Here is a 15,295-nt window from a genome sequence, read left to right on the forward strand (position 1 = left end):
AAGGCATGGCTATACAATAAGTCAGTTACAGACCTACACCGCTTTCAATATAAAATTGCTGGTGTCGCGCAATACAGCTTTGGTTTTTGCCGGGCTGTCCATCATGCGTGACAATAGCAGGCCGCCTATCATTGATGCCAGCACCGCATGTGCTTTGGCTTCGACATCATCCACACCTTCACGCTGCAATTGAGTACTGATCAGAGACAGCAGATTGTTGACGCCTTGCTGTATGGTTTCCTTACCTATACCATCGTTACGCATTGCCTCCGGACCCAGCGCTGCGATGGTACAGCCCATTCCCGGGTTATCGCTGTGTGCCTTGCTCAAATAGGTGTGTACCAGAGTGCTCAATGCTTCATGGTCGGGGGCGGCGGCAATTTTACGTTGCAGTTCTGCCTTGGTAACTTCCAGCGCTGCTGTGCAGGCTTCGGCGATCAGTGCTTCCTTGGATTCAAAATGTTTGTAAAAGCCACCGTGGGTCAGGCCTGCTTCATTCATCAGATCGGCCACCCCGATGCCGTTGATACCGCGTTCGCGATACAGGCGTGCAGCAGTCTCGACGATGCGCTCTCTGGTTTGCGCAGCTTGTTCACGTGAAGTTCTCATGGCTTTATTCCGGTTTAGCGATCCAGCCCATGAATCAGGAATAAACCTGGCCAGGCATGTTTTCGCTGTATTTGACACATCTTTCTATTTTAGATGATAATCAGCATCTATGAGATTATGTTTATCATCTAATTTGAGGGGGCCGGTATGAATAAGCTGGAAACGCAACAAAACAATGTTTTACTGGCAATGCCTGCGTCTGCACCGTTATCAGCACCCACCTCCAGGCCGACTGCGGCGACAGTGTTACAAGCCTTGGTCACGCCACGCAGGCAGCTTACCAGTGATGATGACAGAATGGCGTTGTCGTCCGCCAGACGTTTCCACGTTGACCATGCAGGGCAGGATCTGGTGGCCTGGCGTTGGGGACAGGAGGCTGCCCCTGCCGTATTGTTGCTGCATGGTTGGGAAAGTCGTGCCAGTCATATGGCAAGCTTTGTCGCCCCATTGTTACAGGCTGGCCTTGGTGTCATCGCACTGGATGCTCCGGCACATGGCGAGTCGCAGGGAGAACTCACCCATGTCGTTGATTATGGCAAGGCTGTATTGGCTCTGGCGGCTCAGGTCGGACCGTTGGCGGCGGTCATCGGCCATTCTGCCGGCTCAGCTGCTGGCCTGTACGCCTATGCCAATGGCTTGCAGGTAGCCGTCAGCGTGCAATTATGTGGTCCGGCTTCGCTAAGCCGGGTAGTGCAACGTACTGCCAGCATGGCAGGTCTGGATGCGCAAGAGGCGCAGATACTGGAACAGCAAATGGCGATGCATATAGGTGCACCGTTAAGCAGTATGGACCTGTCACGTCTGCAATCTGGCTTTCAACACCCGGCGTTGATTCTGCATGACCCTGAAGACCGTGAAATGCCCTATGAAGAAAGTCTGGCGTTGGCCGCCGCCTGGCCTCAGGCACAATTACATCCAGTGGTGGGAACTGGGCACAGACGCATCTTGCGTTCACAGACCGTTGTGGATGCTGCCAGCAGTTTCATTGTGAGGCACTGTGCAGGCAGGGCGTAATTGCATTTTTCTGGCAGATAGCTTGCATAGCCAGCGGTGGCTGACTATGCTTGGATGAGTTTCAACTTCCAAAACAGGCATGCATGATGGGAATGTCACTACCTCTGGTTCAACTGGCCTTTCTGGATCAGTTAAAAGGCTTTGTTGCAGTGGGAAGACGCATGAGTATCACGCATGCAGCAAGCGACCTGTGTCTTACACAATCGGCGGTTAGTCGCCAGGTATTGACACTGGAACAGCATCTGGGCGTGAAGCTGTTGACGCGAGGGCATCGTTCCATCGCCTTCACTGCCGAAGGCGAACGTCTGTTCCATACTGCCGACGCCGCCATCCGTCAGTTGCAGGACATCATGGGTGAAATAAGCAACGGCACTCAATCCAGAGCCGTGACCATCAGCGCTAGTATTGGTGTGACCGGACTGTGGTTGTTACCCCGGTTAAATGCATTTCAAAAACTGCATCAGGGAATAGATATACGGCTCAGTGCCAGCAACAGGGTAGGTGACCTGAATAAAGACGGCATTGATCTGGCGATACGCTACACCAATGCTAGACTGGCGCCAGACAATGCCGTGCGTCTGTTTGAGGAATCCATTGCCCCGGTTGCTCACCCGTCCTTGTCAATCAAACCCAAAAAATCCGGTAAGCTGATCGTCAAATGGCCTTTGCTGGAATTTGATGAAAGCCAGAAATCCTGGCTATCCTGGAATGACTGGCTGGACAGAGATGAGATGCAGAATGCCAAAACTCATGGCATTCTGCGTTTTAATCAATACGATCAGGTGATACAGGCAGCGTTGGCAGGGCAAGGCATTGCGCTGGGCCGCTTGGAACTGATACAAAATCTGCTGGATGATGGCAGACTGGTGCAGTTGATGCCGGCCAGAACGCAAGGACAGGCCGGACATGCTTATTGGTTATTGCAAGCGCAGCAAACACCAACGAACGAATGCCAACAGGTCATGCACTGGTTAATGGCCGAGGCCAGCAAGACCCGAGAGTGGATATTGCCTGCCGATTAATTGATTTCGCCATGTTGCGCCTTACAGAACAGCAGGGCGTCATCCATCCTGTCATTGCCCCAAAACATCTCATCGCCAACAAAGAAAGTTGGTGCACCGAATATGCCTTTGGTCATGGCAGTTTCTGTCTGTCGGCGTAACTTCAGTTTGTTTTCGTCCGAGACTGCCTGCTTCAGAATATCAACTGCTGGCAGCTTCATGGCGGCAAGTACCTCCTTCACCATTTCTGTATTATCGATATCACGGTCGCGGACAAAATTCATTTGCATCATGCGCCGACAGTACTCTGCTATCCATGGTTCTTCTGCACCCAGCACAGCTACACGCAAAGGTAATATAGCTGAACGTGGAAAGTTAGCGGGCCTCTTCCACGGCAAGTCGTATTTCAGGCATAACCTTTCCATGTCACGCCACACATATTCACCCTTGGTTTTTTGCAATATGAAAGGCGAGGTCATCCAGCCAAATGATTGAAATACAGGGCCAAGCAGAAAGGGTCGCCAGCGAACTCTGACACCTGCTTTTGCTGCTTCCTGCTCTATCCGCATGACGCTCAGGTAACTGTAATTGCTACCAAATTCAAACCAGAAGTCAATGACAGGCAAAGGGGTAATCGCTATATCCATGACACACCTCTCAGTAAGTGACCAGGCAGCGCAGCTCTATGCTTTCGCGTGGTCTGGCATGGGTTGGAGTATGTGGATGGTCAAATGCAGCATGCGGGGTGAAGCGGCTACAACCGCTGAATTGCGAGTCATATTGTTTGAAGACCAGTGCCTCATGCGGCTCCATACGCGAGAAATAAGACCAGCGGTGACGGGCAGCGAAATTGAGCAGATAGATTTCCCCTGTGCGGTTGGGATACCGGACATCACAGGACACCAGGTCTTTTTGCTCTATTGTCCGGGCATCACACACCGCCAGCGGCGCATCCAGCACTGTGCTGCGCGTGGGCCGCCAGATATTGACGATACTGTAGCGTCGCACCTGCGCCAGCTCTTCCCTATCCTGTATCACCATACCCAGGCGCTTCTTGCCAGAGGCTTCGGTATAGTCATTGTGAATACGGCCATTGGCGGCAGCCATGCCATTCGCTGCTCTTTTTCCAAAGGATAGAGGGGTGTTTGTTGCCTCCCGCTTGCGGAGCAGGTGGTCGAACACATACGCTTTCCTGGCTCCAGTCGCCGCTAGTGCCAGTTCCCGCGCTTCCTGATAATACACAGAGCGGATTTCATCGAGATTCATGAAGTCCTTCACAGAAGTGGCGGCATCCCATAACTCAAAACCTTCGCGTTCCAGCTGTGGTGCGCTATCCGCCTGCCTGGCATCATGGATGCTGATGGGACGTAAATCGTAGTCAGCACTTTCCCACGGGATGCCTGGTGGTGGCTGGAAGGTATAACTACAGGGGCGAGTCACAGAAGGCATGACATAACTCATGCTGGCGACGACCAGACCATCATCTGATGATCGCTCACCGTGAAACTGATATAAGTCTTGTTCTGTCGGGATAGGCATGGAAGCTCCAATAGTAAGATCAGGAATGAAATACATAAGCCGGATGTGGCGTTGTACTTCTTCAGTAACTATTGAATCCCATGCCGGGGGTGTGCACAAACGACATTTTTGCATCTCACGTATTCGGACAAGGAATGTGAAATACAATTGGTGATCAGACTGAGGTGTAAACCGCCTCATAGGGAATGACGAGCCTTTCAAGCTGCTGCACATGCGGCCGTTGTTGTTCAACAAAGGCAGTGATATCTGTAATTTCGAGCATTTCTTCGCTGCCATATCTGCGCAGGGCGTTGCCCCGTAAACCGAGTTGCACAGCACGACGCTCTACGCACAAACCGGCAGGGTCATGATCAGGGTCCCACTGCAGGCGCACGTCCGAATCCTGTACGGCTTGTTGCCAGGCTGCTTGTGTAGGGTAAGTGTTCATGTCATGGCTTGAACTGACCGCATTCTTCAGCAGCTCATCAAAAAACGCACGTCTGATGCGCAAAGCCAGTATGCGTTCCTGCCCCGGTTTCTGTGCCCAGCCAGAACGAAACATCATCCATAAAAAATTCGGCTTGATCCAACTCATACGGTTGTAACTGAATGCACCGCCAAAGTACTGATGTTGAACTGCGAAGTTTGCAATTTCATGCGAGTAAGCCTGATAGACAATGATGGATGCGTCATCGAATTGTGCCATCACATGTTTGCCTGCGTTTGGCCACGAGGAAATTTGTTCAAGGTAATTTTTTAATTTCATTATTGAGATATATTTTTTTGTTTTTCGATGAGCAGCTTTTGCCTGGCTTCCATCAAAGCAAAGCCCAGTAAATTAAGTCCTTGCCACAGGTGTGGGTCTTTGCTGTCGGCATGATCATAGGCCAGGCCAATTCCCCAAATACTGTCTACCGGACTGGCTTCCACAAGAATACTGTTGCCAGTACCTAGCAGAAATTTTGCCAGGGCAGGATGTTGAGAAAACTTTGCATAATTTGCCTCCACAACAATCTGGAAGCGGTGTCGCACCCAGATGTCTTCGTCATACGCAGCAATTTTCCTGCCCAGATGTTTAGCTACATCCGGCTCATCTGCGGCCAGTATTTTTTCCAGAATGGCGTGGTCATTGAACAGTCTCGCCTTACTCGCCATCATGTAATGCTCGGCTGTCGCATACTGAATGCCGTCTATATGAAAACTGGCCGGAAACCATTGGCTAAAACAGGATTTATCTGGCCTTGCACCTTTTTTCCTGTGCCCCCAAAAATAAAGGTAATCAAATTTTTTACCATCTTTCAGCTGTAGTAATAATTCTTCCAGGCTATTGATGTTCATTTTTTATTCCTGATGTGTATTCCAGTTCATTACCCAGGCCAGTTGTTCTGAGGTTTCTGGCGTTCTTGGCCAGCGGTCTTTCTTTTCCATCTGTTGCCATAATAAATCCAGTTCTTTCAGGGCGGCACGGGTGTCTGTCATTGCTTGTGCAAGATAGCAGGCGATGACCATGCCGGTACGACCTATTCCACCATAGCAATGGACATAGACTGCTCCCCGTTTTTCCAGTACCTTGTTCAGACCGCGCAATATGGTGAACATCTGTTGTGGTGATGAGGGGATGCTTTTGTCTGGAATGGGAAAACGTTCATGTGTTACTTCCAAACCACGTAGATCTGCCAATGCCATCAGTTGATCAAGATAAGGGTTCAATTCCCCTGGTTCTGTCAGATCGATGAAGTGCCTGATGCCACAATCCAGGAAACGTTCCAGCTTGCATGCACTTATCGTGGAGTCTGCAGCGCCCGGATATTCACCTGCAAGCAAGTGTCCAGCTTGTACCCAGTAAGTATTCCCGTTTGGTCGATTATGCATGCTCTGTGGCCCTGATCAGATACTGTGGCGGTACCGCATCGCAGAGCCACACACCGTTAGCTGACAAGAAAAATGCATGCCCGGCATCATGCATGTCTTTTGCTCTTACTGTAAGTATGACTGGCACACCATGGCGTGCGCCTACTGCCTTTGCCGTTTCCTGCTTCGCCGACAAATGCACATGATGCCTTGAACCCGGGCGCAGACCAGCTTTCATGATGGAAGCTATAAAGCGACTGGCGGTGCCATGAAATAGAATCTCTGGCGGTGTCACTTCAGGCAAGGCCAAATCAACCTCGACTGAATGCCCTTGATTTGCACGAATCTTCAGCCCATCTGCGCTGATGGCAAAGCGTTGTTTGTCCGATGTTTTCACGGCTTCCTGTATATCTTCCAGCTTGATGGGCTTTCCATGCAGACCAGCCTGCTCAATCAGTTTGCTGATACTTGTCCAGCCCTGTTCGTCCAGTTCTATACCTATAGTCTCAGGCTGATGGCGCAAAATGAAGCTGAGAAATTTACTGATATCTTTTTTTGTAGTTTTCATTTTTATTGTCTATCTTGTTTTAGATTTGTATATCCAACTGTCATTGAATAGCCGTCACTATAAAACACTTAGTTGTATTATGCAACTAAGAAAGTTGTAAATATGCACTAAGAATCTTTCCAAGCTATAATAAAAGCCTATAACACCAGAGTAGGCAAAAAAATGGCCGCATCAAAAAAAGATAGTGAAGAGCAGGAATTCCTTCGTCAATACAATATCCATGATTACGACATTCCCTTGACGAGTGTGGATCTGGTCATTTTTACGATCAAGGATAATGTATTGCAGGTGCTGCTGGTCAAGCGTGGTGATCATCCGTATAAAGGCAAATGGGCCTTACCAGGTGGTTTCATCGATGTGCAGCGTGATGCCAATCTGGATGCGACTGCCTTAAGAAAACTCCGGGAAAAGACGGGCGTAGAAGCACCTTATCTGGAACAGTTGCAAGGATTTGGCAGCAAAGACCGTGATCCGCGCGGCTGGTCCAGCACCTTTGTGTATTTTGCCCTGATCTCGTCTGACACCGTCGTGTTGCGTCATGGTGCTGGTGCGGACGAGGCGGTCTGGTATCCGCTGGACGACAAGAAACCTGCAGTGAAACTGGCGTTTGATCACTCGGCCATCCTGGAACTCGCCTTGCAGCGCCTGCGTAGTAAGGTCGAATATACTTCCCTTCCAGCCTATCTGCTACCAGCTGAATTTACGCTTTCTGAATTGCAACAAGTATACGAAATCATTCTTGGCCGTCCGCTGGATAAAAGTTCCTTCAGAAAACGCATCAAGGAAGGTGATTTCCTGGATGAATTGCGTGGCCGGCAAAGGCTGGGCAGCAACCGGCCTGCGCAACTGTTTGCCGTACGTGCCGGGCTGGCATCTGCCAGTTTTAATCCTTTGAGCAGAGTTTGAACTGACAACGCGCCCGTCTGCACAGTCTCATGAATTCAGCTGAATTCCTTTTTACAAAAAAACGTATTTAATGGCATCCTGTGCCGGACATATCATGCACGTCAGCAAGGGTTTCCCATGGTAATTTTACTTAGTTGTAAAATGAAAATAAGTGTTCTACAATGAACTCAGTTTCAGAAGAAAGGAATCTATCATGAAACGCAATTTGCAACTTTTGATCATTGATCCACAAAACGATTTCTGTGATTTGCCACCCGCCTATCTGCCTTCCGATGCACAAAGCGGTGCAAGGCTTGTACCTGCCTTGCCTGTACCTGGCGCCCATGCCGACATGTTGCGCGTCGCGGAATTGATACGTGCAGGCGCTGCCGGTCTGACCGGTATCAGCATTACCATGGATGCGCATCATCGGTATGACATTGCACACCCTACGTTCTGGAGGACAGCGCAGGGAGGGGATGTGACTCCATTTACTTCCATCTCTGCGGCTGCGGTACGCGCTGCTGAATTTCAACCACGTCAGCCCACCGCATTGCCACGCGCACTTGCCTATCTGGACGCACTGGAAGCAGAAGGACGCTATCAGTTGATGATCTGGCCCGTACACTGTGAAATTGGCTCATGGGGGCAGAACGTACATACCGATGTGCGTGCGGCCTATAATGCCTGGGAAGAAAAAACATTGTCGGTAGTGAACAAGATCAGCAAGGGCTCCAATCCATGGACCGAGCATTACTCAGCCGTCAGGGCAGAAGTACCGGATGCCAGTGATCCGGATACGCAATTGAACCAGACACTGATCCGTGACTTGAGCAAGGCCGATCGTGTGTATATCACTGGTGAAGCTGGCAGCCATTGTGTGAAGGCAACCACTGAACATCTGGTAGAAAATTTTGCAGCAGCCGATTTGCATAAACTGGTCTTGCTGACAGATTGCATGAGTGCCGTCAGCGGTTTTGATGCGCAGTTTGAAGGTTTTGTTCGCGACATGGCCATCAAAGGTGTGCAGATCGCTAAAATGGCAGATGTATTGCCCGAACTGTTGGCGAATGCCTCTGCATGATTCCCGGGAATTACCTTTGACAAGCTACACAACCGCGTTGCCAGAGACGTTATTGAGATAGAGACAAATATGAAACCCGTAGTACAAAGCTTGCTTGAAACGGACTTGTATAAATTCACCATGTGGCAGGCTTTATTGCATAGCCATCCAAATGCGCAGACAGAATATGCTTTCGTCTGTCGCAATACACCAGCGTATCCGCTGGCAGAATTAAAGCAGGACGTAGAGCGCGAGCTGGATCATTTGTGTGCGCTGAATTTTAGCGAAGACGAACTCGATTATCTGCGTTCGTTGCGTTTCATCAAAAGTGATTTCACAGACTTTTTGACGGTATTTCATTTCCAGCGAAAATTCATACGCGTCAGCATTCAGGGTGATGCGCTGGAAATTATTGCCACAGGTCCGCAAGTGCATGTCATGGGCTTTGAAATTTATGTGCTGCATATTGTCAATGAATTGTATTTCCGTCGTTTGCAAACTGAACAGACCCTGACGGAAGCCAGAAGCAGGCTAACAGCGAAGATAGAACAATTGCGCGTCTTTGGTCAGGAAACCGTTAAGACCCATCCCTTTGAATTTTTTGATTTTGGCCTGCGCAGACGTTTTTCTGGCGAATGGCATGATGAAGTGGTAGCGACGCTGGCGCGTGAAGTACCCGAATTTTTTAAAGGCACATCGAATGTTTATCTGGCAAAAAAATACAAGCTGGTACCGATAGGGACAATGGCGCATGAATACCTGCAATCCTATCAATCCTTTGGCGTGCGCCTGCGTGACTTCCAGAAAGCTGCGCTGGAAGACTGGGTGCAGGAATACCGTGGTGATCTCGGTACCGCCCTGACGGACGTAGTCGGTATGGATGCCTTCCTGGCAGATTTTGACTTGTACTTTGCCAAATTGTTTGATGGTTTGCGCCACGACTCTGGCGATCCGGTTGTATGGGGTGAAAAGGCGTTGGCGCACTATGCAAAATTGCGTATCGACGCGCATACCAAGCGCCTGGTGTTTTCCGACGGACTGGATCTGGCAACCGCATTTAAGCTGTACAGACACTTCGCAGACCGCACCATGACAGGTTTTGGTATAGGCACCAATCTGACGAATGATACAGGAATCAAGGCGCTGAATATTGTCATGAAGCTGAAGTCCTGCAATGGACAGCCGGTCGCCAAGCTATCCGATTCGGCTGGCAAGACACTATGTACGGATGAAACCTTCCTCGCTTATCTGCGTCAGGTTTTTCATCATCCCCTTATTTGAACGAAGTTAAGTTCAGGATTATCATCATGTTGAAACTGGCAATTGCACAATTGAATTATACGGTGGGCGATTTCTCAGGCAATACCAGGGCTATCATCAACCACATGCAACAAGCAACGGCAGGCAATGCCGATGTCGCTGTATTCAGCGAACTCTGTGTTTGTGGTTATTACCCGGGCGACTTGCTGGAAGACAGTGCTTTTTTACTCAGGGCCGAGCAGGCATTGGCCAGCATTATGCAGGCTTCCAAAGATTATCCCACCCTGGTCAGCGTGATAGGCACAGTGCGAAAAAACAAAGGTCAGGGCAAAACCTTGCACAATGCCTTGCTGGCGATACGCAATGGCGAAATTCTTGCGGAATACTATAAGCAATTGCTGCCCACTTACGGCATTTTTGACGAGCGCCGTCATTTTGAACCGGGGCAGGAAGTCGCCTGTACGCTGGATATCGCAGGCCACAAGCTGGGCTTCATGGTCTGTGAGGATGGTTGGAATGATGAAGAGCAGGATTACCAGGTTAACCCCTTCAATGCTCTGACGGCAGCCAGGGTCGATCTGGTGATCAGTATCAATGCCAGCCCGTCTGACATAGGAAAACGCCAGCAAAGACATGCGATGTTTGCCAAGGCAGCAGCGCATCATGCCCTGCCTTTGCTGTATGTGAATCAGATAGGCGGACAAGATCAATTGGTATTTGACGGGGCCTCATTTGCGGTTACCCCGGCACAGGGACTGGTTTTTGAAGCAGCACGCTTTGAAGAAGATTTTCAGTTGCTGGGATTTGAAACTAATCAATTCACCCGTATCGATGGCAGTGCCCTGGACAAGCCAGATAGTACTGGCTTGTCCGTGCCGGAGTTCACACGTCGCCAGATCGTCCTGGGTCTGCAAGACTATGCGCGTCGCTGTGGTTTCAAGCAGGTCGTGGTAGGTTCATCCGGCGGTATCGATTCTGCGCTGACTATTGCTTTGGCTGTGCAGGCATTGGGGGCAGAAAACGTGATTGCCATTACCATGCCTTCGGCCTATTCAAGCACGGGTTCGGTATCTGATTCTGTCAAGCTATGCGACAACCTGCAAGTCAAATTACTGACACATCCGATACTGAGTCTGGTCGAACAATATGCCCAAGGCTTCGAGCAGGCATTTGCTGCGCCATTGAAAGGTCTGACACAAGAAAATTTGCAGGCACGCATACGTGGCACCATACTGATGGAATATTCCAATGCCTTTGGTGCGCTCTTGCTTACTACCGGCAACAAGAGTGAGATATCGGTCGGTTACTGTACCCTGTATGGCGATACCAATGGTGGACTGGGTTTGATCGGTGACTTGTACAAGACGGAGGTGTATGCCTTGTCGCAGCATATCAATCAGGCAGCAGGGCGTGAAATCATTCCACAGGATGTATTGACAAAGCCACCTTCAGCCGAACTGGCACCCGATCAGCTTGATACCGATAGCTTGCCACCCTACGAAGAACTGGATGAAATGTTGAAATGGCACATAGAAGGCAAACGTCTGCCTGCACATGAATTTGCCAGGGCCAGGACTTTTGTAGAACAATTGCAGAAGACAGAAGCCGGTGTTAAGAGCCTGAACCGCATACTGGGTATGGTGGCACGCAATGAATATAAGCGCAGGCAGGCGCCGCCCATCATACGTGTGCGCGCCAGGGCATTTGGTAGTGGCCGCCAGATGCCTATCGCAGCGAAGTATAGTAATTAGGAGGTTGTTGCAAAATTAAGATGGCCGGGCGCCGTCGCCGAAGACAGTATTTCAGTACGGCAAGGCGACGCAACAACGCCAGGTTAATTTCACAACGGCCTCTAAGATCAACCAGAACAGTATTTGAAGAACTTAACCATGCAAATCGACGTTGCGGTATTAATAGGACGCTTTCAACCATTCCACAGTGGGCATGCCACACTCTTGCAACTGGCGCTGGAAACCGCAGAAGAAGTGGTGATCGTACTTGGCTCATCCTTTCATGCGCGCAGTACCAAAAACCCTTTCACCTGGCAGGAAAGGGCTGACATGATCGCTGCCACCCTGTCACCATCCGAGCGCGACAGGGTCTCGTACATAGCAGTGCGCGACTATTATGACGATACGCGTTGGGCTGAAGCAGTCAGGGGCAAGGTGGGGCAGCGTTACCCTTACGCAAAACGGGTGGCATTGATTGGCCACTTCAAGGATGCCTCCAGTTATTATCTGAATCGTTTCCCGCAATGGCAACTGGTTGCGGCGGAGCAGTTACTGGCTATCGATGCCACTGTCATCCGGAGTGTTTTGTTTGAAGCAGAAGACATGCGCGTCTCTCTTGATGTGATCGCTCATTACCTGCCACTGAGCGTACGTCAGTACCTGAAAGCCTGGAGCATCCTGCCACACTATGCCGTGCTGGTGAAAGAGTATGCGCAGTTACTGGCGTATCAGGCGACATGGAAAGCAGCTCCTTATGCACCTATTTTTGTCACCGTGGATGCGGTTGTCAAAGCCGATGACTATGTTTTACTGGTACAACGTGGCGGTTTTCCTGGTAAAGGTTTGTGGGCTTTGCCAGGTGGCTTCCTCGACCAGAATGAACGTCTGTTCCAGGGAGCGATACGGGAATTGTTTGAAGAAACCAATCTGGCTGTACTGGCATCCACGCTGGAGCATTCTCTGGTAGATGTCAAAGTGTTTGATCACCCTGGTCGTAGTCTGCGTGGCCGTACTATTACGCATGCACATTTCTTTGATTTGCATACTGAACACCTGCCCGATATCCGCGCTGCCGACGATGCCGCACAGGCTGCCTGGGTCGCCATTGATAAACTGGAAAGTATGGAAGAATTATTTTTTGATGATCACTTCCATATTCTGGATCAGTTTTTACTGTTGACGGATGATGAAACGAGTTCCAGATAAAAAAGGCAGGATAAACCTGCCTGAATTGTTTAACGGGCATGCCCAGTATGCCTGGCTTATTTGTATTGCGGACCAGTCAGCAAAAATCCACCACCCTGGTAAATGGTAGTGATGTCATCTGCAGGCGGATATTCACCAGTTTCAGGGAACAGGTGATTGAACTGGGTTGAATTGTCTTTGGCTTTATAGCCGAGATGGGCGGCTTTTCTATTGTCCCACCATTTGCCCGGATTATCCGATACGCCAAAACTGATGGTGTGGCCCACTCTTTGCGCAAATACTGAGCAGCGCAGCATTTCAAACAAGTCATCGTAGCTGAAGTAAGTCACCAGCATGCGGCGTGTGGTCGGTACCGGGAAAGATGAACCTATGCGTATGCAGACAGTTTCTATGCCAAAGCGGTCATAGTAATAACGTGACAGGGATTCGCCAAAGCATTTGCTGATGCCATACATGCCATCCGGCCTGGTAGGCATGTCGGCATCAATATGGTCAGTGGTGCGATAAAAACCGACGGCATGATTGGAACTGGCGAAAATCACGCGCTTGACCTTGCACTTGTGCACGGCTTCGTAAATATTGTAGGTGCCCTGGATATTGGCATGCATGATGGATTCGAAATCGGCTTCAGTGGAAATACCGCCGAAATGCAATACCACATCCACATCCTGCATCAGTGCCAGCACGGCAGCCTTGTCTGCCAGGTCGCAGCGGACGATTTCCTCGCCTTCCCTGGCTTCGCCCATGTCGCTGATATCGCTAAGACGTACCACATTGGCCCAAGCCTTGATCCTGTCTCGCAATACCTGCCCCAGGCCACCTGCTGCACCAGTCAGCAAGATGCGGTTAAATGGTTTTTCCGAGGATGTAGAATTCATGAAACTTCCTTCAAATTTTCAAAAAATAATCTGTGATGCGAAGCTGTGTTGCAAATCTCTATTGCGAGACTTCATTAAGTATACAGGGGATGTGTGTGCAATCAGGTAATCGGTGCCGGATTAAACAGGACTAGCGCATTATGCAGTTTCCAGTGTTCTGCCCAGGTTTTTTTGCCACTGGCAACATCGAGCATCATTTGAAATAATTCCCAGCCTATCTGTTCTATGGTGGCTTCGCCGCTGGCAATCTTGCCGGCGTTGATGTCCATCAGATCATGCCAGCGTCGTGCCAGATCATCCCGGGTGGCTACCTTGATGACCGGGACAGCGGCCAAACCATAGGGTGTGCCGCGGCCCGTCGTGAATACGTGCAGGTTCATGCCTGCAGCCAATTGCAAGGTGCCGCAAATGAAATCGCTGGCAGGTGTTGCGGCATAAATCAGGCCTTTTTGCTTGAGCTTTTCGCCAGGTGACAAAACGCCGGATATGGGGGCGGTACCAGATTTGACGATGGAACCCATGGCTTTTTCAACGATGTTCGACAAACCGCCTTTTTTATTACCAGGTGTGGTGTTGGCGCTACGATCGACGCCACCACGTTTCAGGTATTCGTCATACCATTCCATTTCCCTGATCATGGCTGCTGCCACGTCAGCGTTGGCTGCACGCGAAGTCAGTTGATCAATACCATCACGTACTTCGGTGACTTCAGAAAACATCACACTAGCCCCCGCTCTGACCAGCAAGTCAGTCGCAAACCCTACCGCTGGATTTGCTGTCACACCCGAAAATGCGTCACTGCCGCCACATTGCACACCCACCACCAAATCGGAAGCAGGGCAGGGTTCGCGACGACGTTGATTCAATTCTGTCAGTTGCTTTTCCGCAGTTGTCATGATCGACGCGATCATGCTCTGAAAACCTACATGTACCTGATCCTGCAGGCAGACCAGCGCAGGTTCGCCGCCATTATTGTTGCTCTGTATAGGGATACTACCCTTGGGGAAAAGCCTGCCAGGTTGCAATTTTTCGCAACCCAGGCTGACCACCATGGCCTGTCCACCAAAATTCGGGTTCAGACTGATATTGCGTACAGTACGAATGGGAATGGCAGCATTCGGCGCGTCAATTGCCACACCGCAGCCATAGGTATGTTCGAGACCAACGACGTCATCAACGTTGGGAAATTTGGGTAACAGCTCTTCTTTGATACGTTTGACAGCATGCTCAACGACACCGGCTACGCATTGCACTGTCGTGGTAATTGCCAGAATATTGCGTGTACCCACGCTGCCGTCGGCATTTTTGTAGCCAAGAAAGGTATAACCTTCCAGTGGTTCGGTTTTGGGGGCCGGACGGTTGGCAATGGGCAGGTCCACCAACTGTCTGGCGTCTGGCATCCGTATCAGTGATTCTTCAACCCAACTACCCTTGGGAATTGCTCTGACGGCAAAACCGATCGTCACGTTATAACGCAGGATGGCCTGGCCTTCCGCAATATCTGTCAGCGCCACTTTATGGCCTTGCGGCACATTTTCAAGGAGCGCTAAACCATCGGGAAAAACTGTATTGGCAAGTAGTCCGCCGTCATTGGCAACTATGGCAACGTTATCGTTGACATGCATGCGTATATATAGCGGTGGCTTGGGGCTGGAAGTACTCATTTTTTTCCCTTCTTACTTGCTTTTAGTCTTTATAGGGCTTAGGTGAAA

Annotated in this window: 16 protein-coding genes; 7 read left to right on the top strand and 9 right to left on the bottom strand. The window is 50.1% G+C overall.

Annotated elements, in window-relative coordinates; all coding sequences use genetic code 11:
* Positions 1-33: 33 nt before the first annotated feature.
* Complete coding sequence (locus AC1RVX_RS25130) at positions 34-609, bottom strand: TetR/AcrR family transcriptional regulator (RefSeq protein WP_493219312.1); 576 nt, start codon at positions 607-609, stop codon at positions 34-36.
* 147 nt (positions 610-756) lie between these two features.
* On the opposite strand from AC1RVX_RS25130, the gene AC1RVX_RS25135 reads away from it, so the two are divergent.
* Both AC1RVX_RS25135 and AC1RVX_RS25140 read left to right on the top strand, forming a co-directional pair.
* The gene (locus AC1RVX_RS25135) at positions 757-1,623 is read left to right on the top strand and encodes an alpha/beta hydrolase (RefSeq protein ID WP_493219313.1); all 867 of its coding nucleotides are present in this window, start codon (positions 757-759) and stop codon (positions 1,621-1,623) included.
* 92 nt (positions 1,624-1,715) lie between these two features.
* Positions 1,716-2,645 (top strand): LysR substrate-binding domain-containing protein, encoded by a 930-nt coding sequence (locus AC1RVX_RS25140; protein ID WP_493219314.1) that lies wholly within the window; start codon positions 1,716-1,718, stop codon positions 2,643-2,645.
* Here AC1RVX_RS25140 and AC1RVX_RS25145 read toward each other — a convergent pair.
* The 6 genes from AC1RVX_RS25145 to AC1RVX_RS25170 form a co-directional block, all read right to left on the bottom strand.
* A complete protein-coding gene (locus tag AC1RVX_RS25145; protein ID WP_493219315.1) occupies positions 2,642-3,271 on the bottom strand; it encodes a 2-hydroxychromene-2-carboxylate isomerase in 630 nt (209 codons plus the stop codon). The two genes, AC1RVX_RS25140 and AC1RVX_RS25145, sit on opposite strands and share 4 nt — an antisense overlap.
* Before the next feature lie 10 nt (positions 3,272-3,281).
* On the bottom strand, positions 3,282-4,163 hold the full coding sequence (locus AC1RVX_RS25150) for a CmcJ/NvfI family oxidoreductase (protein ID WP_493219316.1): 882 nt from the start codon (positions 4,161-4,163) through the stop codon (positions 3,282-3,284).
* A 154-nt stretch (positions 4,164-4,317) separates the two neighbouring features.
* Positions 4,318-4,848, bottom strand: a complete 531-nt coding sequence (locus AC1RVX_RS25155; protein WP_493219317.1) for a DUF4291 domain-containing protein — start codon at positions 4,846-4,848, stop codon at positions 4,318-4,320.
* Positions 4,849-4,907: 59 nt separating this feature from the next.
* Positions 4,908-5,480, bottom strand: coding sequence for a riboflavin biosynthesis intermediates N-glycosidase (gene ybiA / locus AC1RVX_RS25160; protein ID WP_493219318.1), 573 nt, complete (start codon positions 5,478-5,480; stop codon positions 4,908-4,910).
* A gap of 3 nt (positions 5,481-5,483) precedes the next feature.
* Positions 5,484-6,014, bottom strand: a complete 531-nt coding sequence (locus AC1RVX_RS25165) for a protein-tyrosine phosphatase family protein (protein WP_493219319.1) — start codon at positions 6,012-6,014, stop codon at positions 5,484-5,486.
* The gene (locus tag AC1RVX_RS25170; RefSeq protein WP_493219320.1) at positions 6,007-6,561 is read right to left on the bottom strand and encodes an RNA 2'-phosphotransferase; all 555 of its coding nucleotides are present in this window, start codon (positions 6,559-6,561) and stop codon (positions 6,007-6,009) included. The genes AC1RVX_RS25165 and AC1RVX_RS25170 overlap by 8 nt, the downstream gene beginning before the upstream one ends.
* 162 nt (positions 6,562-6,723) lie before the next feature.
* On the opposite strand from AC1RVX_RS25170, the gene AC1RVX_RS25175 reads away from it, so the two are divergent.
* The 5 genes from AC1RVX_RS25175 to AC1RVX_RS25195 all read left to right on the top strand — a co-directional run bounded on the left by AC1RVX_RS25175 (position 6,724) and on the right by AC1RVX_RS25195 (position 12,705).
* Positions 6,724-7,467 (top strand): NUDIX hydrolase, encoded by a 744-nt coding sequence (locus AC1RVX_RS25175; RefSeq protein WP_493219321.1) that lies wholly within the window; start codon positions 6,724-6,726, stop codon positions 7,465-7,467.
* Between the two features lie 193 nt (positions 7,468-7,660).
* On the top strand, positions 7,661-8,530 hold the full coding sequence (locus AC1RVX_RS25180; RefSeq protein ID WP_493219322.1) for a cysteine hydrolase family protein: 870 nt from the start codon (positions 7,661-7,663) through the stop codon (positions 8,528-8,530).
* 69 nt (positions 8,531-8,599) lie between these two features.
* A complete protein-coding gene (pncB, locus tag AC1RVX_RS25185; RefSeq protein ID WP_493219323.1) occupies positions 8,600-9,790 on the top strand; it encodes a nicotinate phosphoribosyltransferase in 1,191 nt (396 codons plus the stop codon).
* 26 nt (positions 9,791-9,816) lie between these two features.
* Positions 9,817-11,520: an NAD+ synthase gene (locus tag AC1RVX_RS25190; protein WP_493219324.1), complete on the top strand. Its 1,704-nt coding sequence runs from the start codon at positions 9,817-9,819 to the stop codon at positions 11,518-11,520.
* 138 nt (positions 11,521-11,658) lie between these two features.
* Entirely contained in the window at positions 11,659-12,705 is a 1,047-nt protein-coding gene (locus tag AC1RVX_RS25195; protein WP_493219325.1) for a bifunctional nicotinamide-nucleotide adenylyltransferase/Nudix hydroxylase, read from the top strand.
* A gap of 56 nt (positions 12,706-12,761) precedes the next feature.
* On the opposite strand, the gene AC1RVX_RS25200 is transcribed toward AC1RVX_RS25195, so the two are convergent.
* Both AC1RVX_RS25200 and garD read right to left on the bottom strand, forming a co-directional pair.
* The gene (locus AC1RVX_RS25200; RefSeq protein WP_422984247.1) at positions 12,762-13,583 is read right to left on the bottom strand and encodes an NAD-dependent epimerase/dehydratase family protein; all 822 of its coding nucleotides are present in this window, start codon (positions 13,581-13,583) and stop codon (positions 12,762-12,764) included.
* A gap of 101 nt (positions 13,584-13,684) precedes the next feature.
* The gene (gene garD / locus AC1RVX_RS25205) at positions 13,685-15,247 is read right to left on the bottom strand and encodes a galactarate dehydratase (RefSeq protein WP_493219326.1); all 1,563 of its coding nucleotides are present in this window, start codon (positions 15,245-15,247) and stop codon (positions 13,685-13,687) included.
* Positions 15,248-15,295: the final 48 nt, after the last annotated feature.

It is taken from the genome of Undibacterium sp. GW821-FHT11B02, from assembly GCF_058808955.1.